General features: G+C 61.1%; 11 protein-coding genes. 3 read left to right on the top strand and 8 right to left on the bottom strand.

What is annotated here, in order from left to right; translation table 11 throughout:
• The first annotated feature begins 72 nt into the window (after positions 1-72).
• On the top strand, positions 73-282 hold the full coding sequence (locus P5706_RS26250; RefSeq protein ID WP_071487465.1) for a cold-shock protein: 210 nt from the start codon (positions 73-75) through the stop codon (positions 280-282).
• Between the two features lie 137 nt (positions 283-419).
• Here P5706_RS26250 and P5706_RS26245 read toward each other — a convergent pair whose 3' ends face one another.
• The 4 genes from P5706_RS26245 to P5706_RS26230 form a co-directional block, all read right to left on the bottom strand.
• Complete coding sequence (locus P5706_RS26245) at positions 420-797, bottom strand: hypothetical protein (protein WP_200433327.1); 378 nt, start codon at positions 795-797, stop codon at positions 420-422.
• A 54-nt stretch (positions 798-851) separates the two neighbouring features.
• Complete coding sequence (locus P5706_RS26240; RefSeq protein ID WP_200433326.1) at positions 852-1,661, bottom strand: putative RNA methyltransferase; 810 nt, start codon at positions 1,659-1,661, stop codon at positions 852-854.
• The gene (dapE, locus tag P5706_RS26235; RefSeq protein ID WP_058421665.1) at positions 1,661-2,812 is read right to left on the bottom strand and encodes a succinyl-diaminopimelate desuccinylase; all 1,152 of its coding nucleotides are present in this window, start codon (positions 2,810-2,812) and stop codon (positions 1,661-1,663) included. The genes P5706_RS26240 and dapE overlap by 1 nt, the downstream gene beginning before the upstream one ends.
• Before the next feature lie 253 nt (positions 2,813-3,065).
• The gene (locus tag P5706_RS26230; protein WP_285682986.1) at positions 3,066-5,657 is read right to left on the bottom strand and encodes a glycosyltransferase; all 2,592 of its coding nucleotides are present in this window, start codon (positions 5,655-5,657) and stop codon (positions 3,066-3,068) included.
• A 211-nt stretch (positions 5,658-5,868) separates the two neighbouring features.
• On the opposite strand from P5706_RS26230, the gene tcdA reads away from it, so the two are divergent.
• Positions 5,869-6,684, top strand: a complete 816-nt coding sequence (gene tcdA / locus P5706_RS26225) for a tRNA cyclic N6-threonylcarbamoyladenosine(37) synthase TcdA (RefSeq protein ID WP_285682984.1) — start codon at positions 5,869-5,871, stop codon at positions 6,682-6,684.
• Between the two features lie 142 nt (positions 6,685-6,826).
• Here tcdA and P5706_RS26220 read toward each other — a convergent pair whose 3' ends face one another.
• From P5706_RS26220 to P5706_RS26205, 4 genes are all read right to left on the bottom strand, one after another.
• Positions 6,827-7,240 (bottom strand): SufE family protein, encoded by a 414-nt coding sequence (locus P5706_RS26220; RefSeq protein ID WP_285682982.1) that lies wholly within the window; start codon positions 7,238-7,240, stop codon positions 6,827-6,829.
• On the bottom strand, positions 7,237-8,442 hold the full coding sequence (locus tag P5706_RS26215; RefSeq protein ID WP_285684899.1) for an aminotransferase class V-fold PLP-dependent enzyme: 1,206 nt from the start codon (positions 8,440-8,442) through the stop codon (positions 7,237-7,239). Before P5706_RS26215 ends, P5706_RS26220 begins: the two co-directional genes overlap by 4 nt.
• Positions 8,443-8,511: 69 nt before the next feature.
• On the bottom strand, positions 8,512-9,546 hold the full coding sequence (dapD, locus tag P5706_RS26210; protein WP_285682980.1) for a 2,3,4,5-tetrahydropyridine-2,6-dicarboxylate N-succinyltransferase: 1,035 nt from the start codon (positions 9,544-9,546) through the stop codon (positions 8,512-8,514).
• Positions 9,547-9,577: 31 nt separating this feature from the next.
• Positions 9,578-9,886 carry an arsenate reductase gene (locus P5706_RS26205; protein WP_231984831.1) on the bottom strand — a complete coding sequence of 103 codons (309 nt, stop codon included), beginning with the start codon at positions 9,884-9,886 and terminating at the stop codon, positions 9,578-9,580.
• A gap of 278 nt (positions 9,887-10,164) precedes the next feature.
• Here P5706_RS26205 and P5706_RS26200 point away from each other — a divergent pair, with 278 nt between their 5' ends.
• Positions 10,165-11,808: a Na+/H+ antiporter gene (locus P5706_RS26200; RefSeq protein ID WP_200433321.1), complete on the top strand. Its 1,644-nt coding sequence runs from the start codon at positions 10,165-10,167 to the stop codon at positions 11,806-11,808.
• The last annotated feature ends 75 nt before the right edge of the window (positions 11,809-11,883 follow it).

Raw genomic sequence — 11,883 nt, 5'->3', positions numbered from 1 at the left:
TTGAGCCTGTCTTATACTCGGCAGTTCAATGCGAGCGACTCAACAATAAAAATGCATGTGGGAGTAAGACAGATGGCAACGCGTGAAACCGGCAGTGTGAAGTGGTTCAACGATGCAAAGGGCTATGGCTTTATCCAGCGTGAAGACGGCAAGGATGTGTTTGTGCACTACCGCGCCATTCGCGGTGACGGCCACCGTTCATTGGCCGAGGGTCAGCAGGTGGAATACGCCGTGGTGACCGGCGAGAAGGGCTTGCAGGCGGAGGATGTGGTGGGTCTGTAACACCCTTGTCCTGCCAACCCAATCAACTGTGGGAGCTGGCTTGCCTGCGATGCAGACACCTCGGTCTATCGGTCAGACCGCGGTGATGCTATCGCAGGCAAGCCAGCTCCCACATTGATTGGGTTTTCAGGTTTGGATTATGCCGTTTTCCAGGTGATCTGCTCTTCACCGTCCGCGCTGATGCGAATCCAGGTATCAGCGCTTTCCTCGCCTTCTTCCTCAACCCAGGTACCCGGCGCGCAGCGCACTTCGACGTTCAGCGCGGCAAAGGCGGCGCGGGCGCAGGCGATGTCGTCGTCCCACGGTGTCTGGTCGCTTTCCAGGTACAGGCTGTTCCACTTGCCCACGGCTTTTGGCAGCCAGGTAACCGGCACAGTGCCGGCCTGGCACTTGTAGGTCTGGCCTTTCTGGACCCAGTCGGTGCATGGGCCCAGGGCGGCACCCAGCCAGGCGGCAATGGCCTTGTAGTCGACGTCGGCGTCTTTCAGGTAAATCTCGATATCAGGTTGGCGCATGGATGTTCCTCGTTGCGGGATTCGAAAATCCATTCGCGGATACTTAAAAGTCGGTTATTGAAGCACGAAATAATCGTAGCGCATCGACACGGTGACCCGCAGCGGCTCGGCGGCCTCGATCACTTCAGTACGGCGCTCGGCACTCGCGCGCCAGCCATGGGGCGTCATCGCCAGCAGGTTGGCGCGGTCCTGGGGCTTGATCAGGCTCAGGGTGAACTCCAGCGTTTCACTGTGCGCCAGGCTCATGCCTTGCGGCACCAAAGCCAAATGCTTGTCGTCGGTGTATTCACGCACTTCGTCGTACAGGCGTTCGCGCAGTTCCATCAGGTGGCCGGCGGTCGGGCCGACTTTCATCAAGCCGCCGCCAGGGCTGAGCAGGCGCTTGGCCTCTTCCCAGTCCAAAGGGCTGAACACGCTGGCGAGAAACTGGCAACTGCCCGACGCCAACGGCACGCGGGCCATGCTGGCGATCAACCAGGTCAGCGCCGGGTTGCGTTTGCACGCGCGTTTCACCGCTTCCTTGGAGATATCCAGCGCATAGCCGTCAGCGTGGGGCAGGGCGTCGGCGATTTGTGCGGTGTAGTAACCCTCGCCACACCCGATGTCCACCCAGCGCTGCGGCGCGCGCTCGGCGGCCAGTTCGGCCAGGCGCTTGGCCACCGGTGCGTAGTGCCCGGCGTTGAGAAAGTCGCGGCGTGCCTCGACCATGGCGAGGTTGTCGCCTGGGTCGCGGCTGTTCTTGTGCTGCACCGGCAACAGGTTCAGGTAGCCCTGGCGCGCACGGTCGAAACGGTGCCCGGCCGGGCACGCCACGCCATTATCCACCGCGTTGAGCGGTGCGCTGCAAAGGGGGCAAGCGAGCATCAGGCGAGCAACTTGATCAGGGTTTGGTAGTAGATTTCGGTCAGCACATCGAGGTCGCTGGCCAGAATGCGTTCGTTGACCTGATGAATCGTCGCGTTGACCGGGCCCAGCTCCACCACCTGAGTGCCGAGGGTGGCAATGAAGCGCCCGTCGGACGTGCCGCCGCTGGTGGACGCCTTGGTCTCGCGGCCGGTAATCGCCTTGATGCTGGCCGAGACAGCATCCAGCAACGCGCCCGGCTCGGTGAGGAACGGCAGGCCAGACAAGGCCCATTCAACGTGCCAGTCCAGGCCGTGTTTATCCAGAATCGCCGCAACCCGCTGTTGCAGGCCTTCGACGGTGGACTCGGTGGAGAAGCGGAAGTTGAACACTGCCGTCAGGTCGCCGGGGATCACGTTGGTGGCGCCGGTGCCGGAATTGAGGTTGGAGATCTGGAAGCTGGTCGGCGGGAAGAAGGTGTTGCCGTCGTCCCAATGCTCTGCAGCGAGTTCCGCCAACGCCGGGGCCGCCAGGTGGATCGGGTTTTTTGCCAGGTGCGGATAGGCCACATGGCCTTGCACGCCGCGCACAGTCAGGGTGGCACCGAGGGAACCGCGACGGCCGTTTTTGACTACGTCGCCTACCAGCGTGGTGCTTGACGGTTCGCCGACGATGCACCAGTCCAGACGTTCCTTGCGTGCCGCCAGGCGCTCGATCACTGCTTTGGTGCCGTGGTGCGCCGGGCCTTCTTCATCGCTGGTGATCAGAAAAGCCACCGAGCCCTTGTGGTCCGGGTAGTCGGCCACAAAACGTTCCGAGGCCACCAGCATTGCCGCCAGGCTGCCTTTCATGTCCGCCGCGCCGCGCCCGCAAAGCATGCCGTGTTCGTCGATCAACGCATCGAACGGGTCGTTCTGCCAGGCCTGCACCGGGCCGGTCGGCACCACGTCGGTGTGGCCGGCAAAGCACAGTACCGGGCCTTCGTGCTTGCCATGGGTCGCCCAGAAGTTATCCACATCTTCGATACGCATCGGCTCAAGTGCAAAACCTGCGTCGCCCAGGCGCTGCATCATCAGCTTCTGGCAGTCGGCATCAATCGGCGTCACCGAGGGGCGACGGATCAAGTCGATGGCAAGTTGAAGGGTCGGCGAAAGGTCGGCATGGGCCGTCATGGGAAAACTCCGGGAAGCGTGTAATGGGCGCAGGGCGAATGTGGAATACAGAACCTGAATCGGCGCAAATCTAATGTGGGAGCTGGCTTGCCTGCGATACAGACGCCTCGGTCTGGCAGCTACACCGCGGCGCTGCTATCGCAGGCAAGCCAGCTCCCACAGAAAGCAGGGCCTGGCCAAGTCTCGCAAAACGGCCGTTATCTTATAGCAAAACGGCGGCCAGAGGCCGCCGTTTAGTGCATTGCGCACGTTTTTACTCAGCGGTTGCCGGCTCAACCTTAGGTGCAGGTTTTGGCAGCGACGACAGGAACGCCATGATCAGCGCCGCCACATACGGCAGCGATTGCACCAGCAGCATCACCACCCAGAAGCGTATGTCATTGCTCGGCAGGCCTTGCACCAGATAAATCCCCAGTGCGGCGCCCCACAACAGCAACATGATGAACATCTCTTCGCGGGCTTCGGAAATCGCCACCCAGAAGCCGTGGTTATCGGCGTTTTTCGGTGTGCGAAAGAACGGAATACTGGTGGTGAAGAAGCCATACAGCACCGCCTTGGCGATGGTGTGCGACAACGCCAACCCGGCCAGCGCCGCGCAGAACGCGTCTTTGAGGTTCACACCTACCGCACGGCGGTAAAGGAAGATGATCTTGCCGACCTTGAACACAAACAACGCCAACGGCGGGATCGCGAAAATCAACAGCGGCGGGTCGACACGGGTGGGCACGATGATCATCGCCGCCGACCACAACAGGGCGCCGACGGTGAAGAAGATGTTCATGCCATCTGCCACCCACGGCAACCAGCCCGCGAGGAAGTGGTAACGCTGGCCACGGGTCAGCTCAGTGCCCTTGCCGCGCAACAGGCTGGCGGTGTGGCGCTTGATGATCTGGATCGCACCGTAGGCCCAGCGGAAACGCTGCTTCTTGAAGTCGATAAAGGTATCCGGCATCAAGCCCTTGCCGTAGCTATCGTGGTAATACGCCGCCGACAGGCCTTTCTCGAATACCCGCAGGCCGAGTTCGGCGTCTTCGCAGATGCACCAGTCGGCCCAACCGAGTTCTTCGAGCACCGAGCGGCGGGTCATGGTCATGGTGCCGTGCTGGATGATCGCGTCACGGTCGTTACGGGTGACCATGCCGATATGGAAGAAGCCTTTGTATTCGGCGTAGCAGAGCTTCTTGAAGGTGCTTTCGTTCTGGTCGCGGTAATCCTGCGGCGACTGCACCACGGCGATTTTCGGGTCGGCGAAGTGCGGCACCATGTGCTTGAGCCAGTTGGGCGACACGCAGTAGTCGGAGTCGATCACCGCGATCACTTCGGCATCCTTGGCGGTGTGCGGGATCAGGTAGTTCAGCGCGCCGCCCTTGAAACCGGCCAGGGGCGATACGTGGAAGAACTTGAAGCGCGGGCCGAGGGTTTCGCAGTAGTCACGCACCGGCTCCCAGACGGCTGGGTCTTTGGTGTTGTTGTCGATGATCAGAACTTCGAAGTCCGGGTAATCGAGGGCGGCCAGGGCGTCGAGGGTCTGTTTGACCATCTCTGGCGGCTCGTTGTAGCACGGCACATGGATCGAGACTTTCGGCCGGTAGTGCGAGTCACCTTCCACCGGCAGGAATTCACGCCGGCGCTTGTGGGTCCACACTGCTTCCGCCAGTTCGTGGGCTTCGGTGAGCAATACGATAAACACGCCCAACGCGCCAAGGGCCAGCAAGATGCCAACCGTCACACTGAACCAGGTGCTGTATTGCTGGCTGTAGTCGTAGCCGATCCACACCAATACCGAACCGCAAAGGAACGCGATAAAGGTCAGGAAGGTGCGACCACGCTGGCGCAGGGCCGAGCCGTCGATCATCAGCAGGGTCAGCGACAGCAGCGCCAGCACCACCGAGCCGATGGCCAGCACGCGCCATTGCGGGATCGCGACGACCGGTCCTTCAAAGTTGAATTTCTGCTGGCGTGCGGCGTTGTACACGCCCCAATAAGCGCCCGCCGAGCCTTCGTCGCTGACTTTCCACGGCTGGTCGAAGGCCTCGATCACGAAGTAGTTGTAACCCTGGCGGTTGAGCTTGTTGACCAGCGTGCGCAGGTAAATCGCCTGGTCTGCCGGCGAAGTTTCATTGCCACCGCGCATACGGCCGTTGCTCGGCCAGCCCACTTCCGAGAGCAGCAGCGGTTTTTTCGGGAACAGCTTTTTCAGGTCCCGGGCACGGTCCAGTACGTACTGGCCGGCCTTGTCCATCGGGATGAACTCCCAGAACGGCAGGATGTGCGCGGCGATCAAGTCGACGTGCTTGGCCAGTTGCGGGTTCTTTTCCCAGATATGCCATTGCTCGGAGGTCGTCACCGGTACTTTCACGGCGGCGCGCACTCGGTCCAGCAGCACGATCAGCGCCTCTGGAGTGATTTCCTCACGGAACAACGCCTCGTTACCGACCACCACGCGCACAACGCTGCGCGAGGTGTTGGCGATCTCGATGGCGCGCTGGATTTCACGCTCGTTGCGTTCCAGGTCCGGGCTGATCCAGATCCCCAGGGTCACACGCAGGCCGAACTCCTCGGCAAGTTTGGGGATATCGCCCAGGGTGCCGTCGACCGAGTAAGTACGGATGTTGTCCGTCAGCTTGCTCATGATCGCCAGGTCCTGGCGCATCTGTTCGTCGGTGGGGTACTGGTCTTTCTGCGGGAACTGGCCTTGTTGGAACGGCGAGTAGGAGAACCCGGAGATCTGTTCAGGCCAGTTAGGGGTGGTGACCGGGCGGTTGATCAGCGCCCAGAAGCCGGTAAACAGCGCGGCAATTGCCAGCACTACCACCAGGTTGAGTCCAAATTTACGCGATGACATGGCTATTTCGGGTTCCAAAGGGTGTGGAACGAAAAGAGGTGCCGGCCTACGCCGAACGGCGCGCATCCTACACCGGCCTTTAACTGAGCGTACAGCAGACAGAGAAAAGCCGGACGTTAGTCAGCGAAAGACCCTCTAAGTTCTTTACTTGTAGCTTGTAGCTTCGATCTTGTCGCCATGTAGTCCATAATGCGCGCCGGTTTTTGGGGTAATGGTCATGAGCACAGAAGATCCGCGGTTTGCAGGCGTCGCCCGCTTGTATGGCATTGAAGGCCTGGAACGCTTGAAAGCGGCCCATGTGGCGATCGTCGGCGTCGGCGGCGTGGGTTCCTGGGCAGCGGAAGCCATGGCCCGATGCGGCGTGGGTGAAATCTCGCTGTTTGACCTGGACGATGTCTGCGTCAGCAACAGCAACCGTCAGTTGCACGCCTTGGACAGCACCGTCGGCAAGCCCAAGGTCGAGGTCATGGCAGAGCGCCTGCGCGGCATCAACCCGGACTGCACGGTGCACGCGGTGGCGGACTTCGTAACCCGTGACACCATGGCCGAATACATCACCCCGAACATCGATTGCGTGATCGACTGCATCGATGCGGTCAACGCCAAGGCGGCGCTGATTGCCTGGTGCAAGCGCCGTAAGATCCAGATCATCACCACCGGCGGCGCCGGCGGGCAGATCGACCCGACGTTGATCCAGGTCTGCGACCTGAACCGCACCTTCAACGACCCACTGGCCTCGAAAGTGCGCTCCACGCTACGCCGCGACTACGGCTTTTCGCGCACCGTGACCCGCCATTACAGCGTGCCGTGTGTGTTCTCTACCGAGCAACTGCGCTATCCCAAGCCCGACGGCAGCATCTGTTTGCAGAAGAGTTTTGTCGGTGATGGCGTGAAGCTGGACTGTGCGGGCGGGTTTGGCGCGGTGATGATGGTCACGGCCACGTTCGGCATGGTGGCGGCGACCAAGGCGGTGGACAAGATTGTGGCCGGGGTGCGCAGGCCGTCGGAGCGAATCAAGCCTGACTGAATCTCACTGCCGAGCACACGCTTAACCGGTGGAAGCTGGCTAATGTGGGAGCTGGGTTGCCTGCGATAGCCTCACCGCGGTCTGACTGATAGACCGAGGCGCCTGCATCGCAGGCAAGCCAGCTCCCACACAAGCCCCACATTTAGTGTTGTGTACGGCTTAATTCGCGCATGCGCTGCAAGACGGCATTAAGACCATTGCTGCGCGATGGGGACAGCTGGCGCGAAAGCCCCAGTTGATTGAACCAGTCCGGCAAGTCAACCGCCTGCAACTCACTTGCCGACAACCCATTGACTCGTGCCAGCAGCAACGCCACCAACCCTCGGATCATTCGCGCATCACTGCTCGCGGCAAACTGCCAATGGCCGCCCTGTAAGCGGGCGACCAACCACACCAGGCTTTCACAGCCCTGTACCAGGTTGGCCTCGACCTTCTCGTCATCCGCCAACGCCGGCAACCGCTCGCCCCATTGCATCAGCATGCGGGCGCGCTGTTCCCAACTGCCTACTGCCTGAAACGACTCAAGCGCGCTGATGGCATCCACAGGCAAGCTCATCGCAGCATATCCAGTGCCTGGTCCAGCGCTTCAAAGAAGCGTTCCAGGTCATCGGAGTCGTTGTACAGCGCCAGGGACACACGGATCGCCCCCGACAAGTGCATGGCCTTGAGCAACGGCATTGCACAGTGGTGCCCGGCCCGCACGGCAATGCCTTGCTCGGTGAGCAGGTGAGCCAGGTCGGCGTTATGCACGCCATCCACCACGAAACTGGCGAGTGCCACCTGGGGCGAGCCGAGTACGCGCACGCCATTGCGTGCTTTCAGGCCACGCAGCAGGTAGTCATGCAGGGCTGCTTCATGGGCGACCACGGCCGGTTGGTCCAGCGAATTCAGGTAATCCAGCGTGGCGCCCAGGCCGATCACACTCGCAATCGGCGGCGTGCCGGCTTCGAAACCCAAGGGGGCAGGGCGAAAGCTTGCACTTTGATACTCGGCCTGCTGCACCATCTCGCCGCCGAACTGCCAGTGGAGCAGGTGATGCAGCGCTTCGTTGCGGCCATACAGCACGCCGACGCCGTCCGGGCCGTAGAGCTTATGGCTGGAAAACACGTAGAAGTCGCAACCCAGCGCCTGTACGTCGTGGCGGCCATGGACAATGCCTTGGGCGCCATCGACCACGGTCAAGGCGCCGTGAGCCTTGGCCATTGGCAGCAAGGCTTGCAAGGGTTGCCAGGCGCCGAGCACGTTGGACAGCTGGCTCACTGCCAGCAAGCGCGTACGCGGGCTGATCAGTTCGGCGGCGGCTTGCAGGTCAATCACGCCATCATCGCCAAGGGGCAATACCACCAGCGTCAGCGCGCGACGCTTGGCCAGTTGCTGCCAGGGCAGCAGGTTGGCGTGGTGTTCCAGGGCGCTGATGACAATCTCATCGCCCGCATTGAATAAGTGCTCCAGGCCATAGGCCAAGAGGTTCAGCGCAGACGTTGCGCCGTGGGTAAATACGATCTGCCCGTTATCACCTGCGTTCAACCACTGCGCGACCTTGCTGCGACTGTCTTCAAACGCCTGGGTCGCGTGGGCACCCGGCAAATGCTGGGCACGGTGCACATTGGCTGCGCCATTGGCGTAGTAATGGCTGATGGCGTCCAACAAGGCTAGAGGTTTTTGCGTGGTGGCGGCGTTGTCCAGGTAGGCCTGGTCTTGCCGTTGCAGGGTGGCGATGGCCGGGAAATCGGCGCGCCAGGGAGAGGGCACAAGCATGGTCATCAAAACTCGTATGAGCGAGCCGCAACCCGAAGGTGCGGCCCGCTAGTGGCATCGAGTGGCTGCTTAGTTGTGAGCGTGCAGCGCTTCGTTCAGTTCGATCGCCGATTTGTGGGTTTTGCACTCCACGGCACCGGTCTGGGAATTGCGGCGGAACAGCAGGTCCGGCTGGCCGGCCAGTTCGCGCGCCTTGACCACTTTGACCAGTTGGTTGTGCTCGTCGAGCAGGGCAACCTTGGTGCCGGCAGTCACGTACAGGCCCGATTCCACGGTATTGCGGTCGCCCAGCGGGATACCGATACCGGCGTTGGCGCCGATCAGGCACTCTTCGCCGACCTTGATCACGATGTTGCCGCCGCCCGACAGGGTGCCCATGGTGGAGCAGCCGCCACCCAGGTCCGAACCCTTGCCGACGAATACACCTGCCGATACACGGCCTTCGATCATGCCCGGGCCTTCGGTGCCGCCGTTGAAATTGACGAAACCTTCGTGCATCACGGTGGTGCCTTCGCCCACGTAGGCACCCAGGCGGATACGCGCGGCATCAGCGATACGCACACCGGTTGGCACTACGTAGTCAGTCATTTTCGGAAACTTGTCCACCGAGAACACTTCCAGCAGATCGCCACGCAGGCGTGCTTCCAGTTGGCGCTCGGCCAATTCGTTGATGTCGATTGCGCCCTGGCTGGTCCACGCCACGTTCGGCAACTGTGGGAACACACCAACCAGGCTCAGGCCGTGGGGCTTGACCAGGCGATGGGACAGCAGGTGCAGCTTGAGGTAGGCCTCAGGCGTGGAGGTCAGCGCGGCGTCTTCGGCCAACAGGGTGGCGACCAGCGGCGTGTGGCTTTCAGCCAGGCGGCTGAGCAACGCGGCCTGGGCCGTGTCGACACCTTTGAGCGCGTCAGCCAGTTGCAGCGCCTGGCTCACGGTGAAGGTAATGGCCTGGTTGCCTTCGGAGTAACCGAGGATCGGCGCGATGGCGGCCACGATCTCGGCCGACGGGTTGAGCAGCGGTTGTGCGTAAAACACTTCCAGCCAAGCACCTTGGCGGTTCTGAGTGCCGACGCCGAAGCCCAGGCTGAACAGGGAATTGGACATGCTGTTACCTCTACAAAAATGGAAGGCTGGCCTACTTGAGGGCCGCCGAATAACTTTCTGGCTTGAAGCCAATCAGGGTTCTGTCTCCGAGATCGAGCACCGGGCGCTTGATCATCGAGGGTTGTGCGAGCATCAATTCAATGGCTTTCGACTGATCGAGATCGGCTTTGCGTTCGTCTTCGAGTTTGCGAAAGGTGGTGCCCGCACGGTTCAAAACCACCTGCCAACCGTGCTCATTGCACCATTGGGTCAAGTGTTCGCGGTCGATACCGGCCGTTTTGTAGTCGTGGAACTCATAGCTCACAGCGTGCTCATCGAGCCAGGTGCGCGCCTTTTTCATGGTGTCGCAGGCTTTGATGCCGAAAAGGTGCAAGGTTTTGCTTGAAGCGGTCAAGGAATTGCCCCCCTTTGGACGTATGAAAGTTAAAGGTCACGGATTATGCCACGACCAGCGGGTTTGGGTGCCGCTCGTCATACTTGCCGATGCTTCAGTGCGACTTATGTGCAAAAGCCGTGGCGCAGCCAAGCGGCTAACATAGCCGTTTAATATGGCACTTCAACGGCCCGTTGTTGCCAGATCGGTGTCATAGCAAGTCGATTGTCCGGGAAACCCGCGTTATGCAAACCGCCTACACCGTTCTTATCCTGCTGATGCTGGTCAGCGTTTCGCGCCTTGTCGGGCGCATTATTCCCCTGCCATTGCCCTTGGTGCAGATCGCCGCCGGCGCCTTGCTGGCCTGGCCGACGCTGGGCCTGCACGTAGCGCTGGACCCGGAGCTGTTCCTGTTTCTGTTCCTGCCGCCGTTGCTGTTCTCCGATGGCTGGCGCATGCCCAAGCGCGAATTGTGGCGCCTGCGTGGGCCCATCCTGACGCTGGCGGTGGGGCTGGTGTTGTTTACCGTGGTCGGTGCCGGTTACTTCATTCATTGGATATTGCCCACGATCCCGTTGCCGGTGGCTTTCGCCTTGGCGGCCGTATTGTCCCCGACTGACGCCGTGGCGGTGTCGGCCATTTCCCAAAATCGCCTGCCAAAACCTTTGATGCATATGCTTCAAGGTGAGGCGCTGATGAATGACGCGTCGGGCCTGGTGACCTTTAAGTTCGCCCTGGCGGCCGCGTTGACTGGCGTATTTTCCCTGGCGGATGCCAGCCTGACTTTTGTGTTGGTGGCGGTGGGCGGCCTCGCGGTAGGCGTGGCGCTGAGCTGGTTGGTCGGCCGTTTACGCGCCTGGATGATTGCCCGTGGCTGGGACGACCCTGCGACCCATGTGGTGTTTATGTTGCTGTTGCCGTTCGCAGCCTATGTGCTGGCCGAGCGCCTGGGCGCATCGGGGATTCTGTCGGCGGTGGCGGCGGGCATGATGCAAAGCTGGTTGGACCTGCTGCCGCGCCAGACCAGTACGCGCTTGCTCAACCGCAGTGTCTGGTCGTTGCTGGAGTTTGCGTTTAATGGCCTGATTTTCCTGCTGTTAGGCCTGCAACTGCCGGACATCATCAAGGCTGTGGTCAGCCACGAGCCGACGCTGTGGCCAACGCTGCTGTATCGCTGCCTGGATGTGGTTGCGATCTTCCTGGTGCTGGTGGTGCTGCGCTTTATCTGGGTGCAAAGCATCTGGCGTTTGTCGGGCCTGCTTAGAAGGCTGCGTGGGAAAAGTGAGCTGACTTTAGTACCGACTGCCCGTTCCTGCTGGCTGTTGACTGTTGGCGGCGTGCGCGGTGCTGTCACCCTGGCGGGTGTGATGTCGGTGCCCTTACTGCTGGCGCCGGGCCAGGATTTCCCGGAGCGCGACCTGCTGATTTTCATCGCTGCCGGTGTGATCCTGTTGTCGCTGGTCGCCGCCTGTATCGCGTTGCCATTGCTGCTGCGTGGCATCGAGCAGAGCCCGGATGAAAAGCGCCATAACGAAGTGCGCGAGGCGTGGAAAAAGACCGCCGTGGCTGCCATCCATGCCCTTGAAGCTGAAGAACCTGCAGAGAGCGAAACCCAGGACGCCGCCCAAGCCGCGCTGGCCGCTGAGCTCAAGGCGCGCCTGATGTCGGAATATCGTCATCAACTGGAGGTGTTTAACGACTCGGCCGAAGCCCAGGCGCTGGCGCATCAGATGGACCTGCTTGAACGCAAGTTACGCCTCAAGGCCCTGCGCGCGCAGCGTTTGGAATTGTACAGTTTGAGCCGTCATCACCAGATTGGTGATGACGTATTACGCGAGGTATTGGCGGACCTGGACATGAGTGAGGCGAATTTAGGAACCTTGAAATGAGCCGCGCCGCAGCGCGACTCAATCGCGGCTACTTACCGATTTCTAGGCGTAAGCGCAGTGGTGGTTAGCGGCGTA

Source organism: Pseudomonas sp. ChxA (genome assembly GCF_030263855.1).
Classification (GTDB): Bacteria; Pseudomonadota; Gammaproteobacteria; order Pseudomonadales; family Pseudomonadaceae; genus Aquipseudomonas; species Aquipseudomonas fluorescens_CB.
Note: the sequence above shows the minus strand (reverse complement) of the source record. Positions and strands in the feature narration are given on the sequence as shown.

Excerpts from the sequence above, each read along its gene's own strand:
- P5706_RS26245 (WP_200433327.1), bottom strand. The coding sequence starts at position 797 with ATGCGCCAACCTGATATCGAGATTTACCTGAAAGACGCCGACGTCGAC.
- P5706_RS26250 (WP_071487465.1), top strand. The coding sequence starts at position 73 with ATGGCAACGCGTGAAACCGGCAGTGTGAAGTGGTTCAACGATGCAAAG.
- P5706_RS26220 (WP_285682982.1), bottom strand. The coding sequence starts at position 7,240 with ATGAGCTTGCCTGTGGATGCCATCAGCGCGCTTGAGTCGTTTCAGGCA.
- P5706_RS26200 (WP_200433321.1), top strand. The coding sequence starts at position 10,165 with ATGCAAACCGCCTACACCGTTCTTATCCTGCTGATGCTGGTCAGCGTT.
- P5706_RS26240 (WP_200433326.1), bottom strand. The coding sequence starts at position 1,661 with ATGCTCGCTTGCCCCCTTTGCAGCGCACCGCTCAACGCGGTGGATAAT.
- tcdA (WP_285682984.1), top strand. The coding sequence starts at position 5,869 with ATGGTCATGAGCACAGAAGATCCGCGGTTTGCAGGCGTCGCCCGCTTG.
- dapD (WP_285682980.1), bottom strand. The coding sequence starts at position 9,546 with ATGTCCAATTCCCTGTTCAGCCTGGGCTTCGGCGTCGGCACTCAGAAC.
- dapE (WP_058421665.1), bottom strand. The coding sequence starts at position 2,812 with ATGACGGCCCATGCCGACCTTTCGCCGACCCTTCAACTTGCCATCGAC.
- P5706_RS26230 (WP_285682986.1), bottom strand. The coding sequence starts at position 5,657 with ATGTCATCGCGTAAATTTGGACTCAACCTGGTGGTAGTGCTGGCAATT.
- P5706_RS26205 (WP_231984831.1), bottom strand. The coding sequence starts at position 9,886 with ATGAAAAAGGCGCGCACCTGGCTCGATGAGCACGCTGTGAGCTATGAG.
- P5706_RS26215 (WP_285684899.1), bottom strand. The coding sequence starts at position 8,442 with ATGCTTGTGCCCTCTCCCTGGCGCGCCGATTTCCCGGCCATCGCCACC.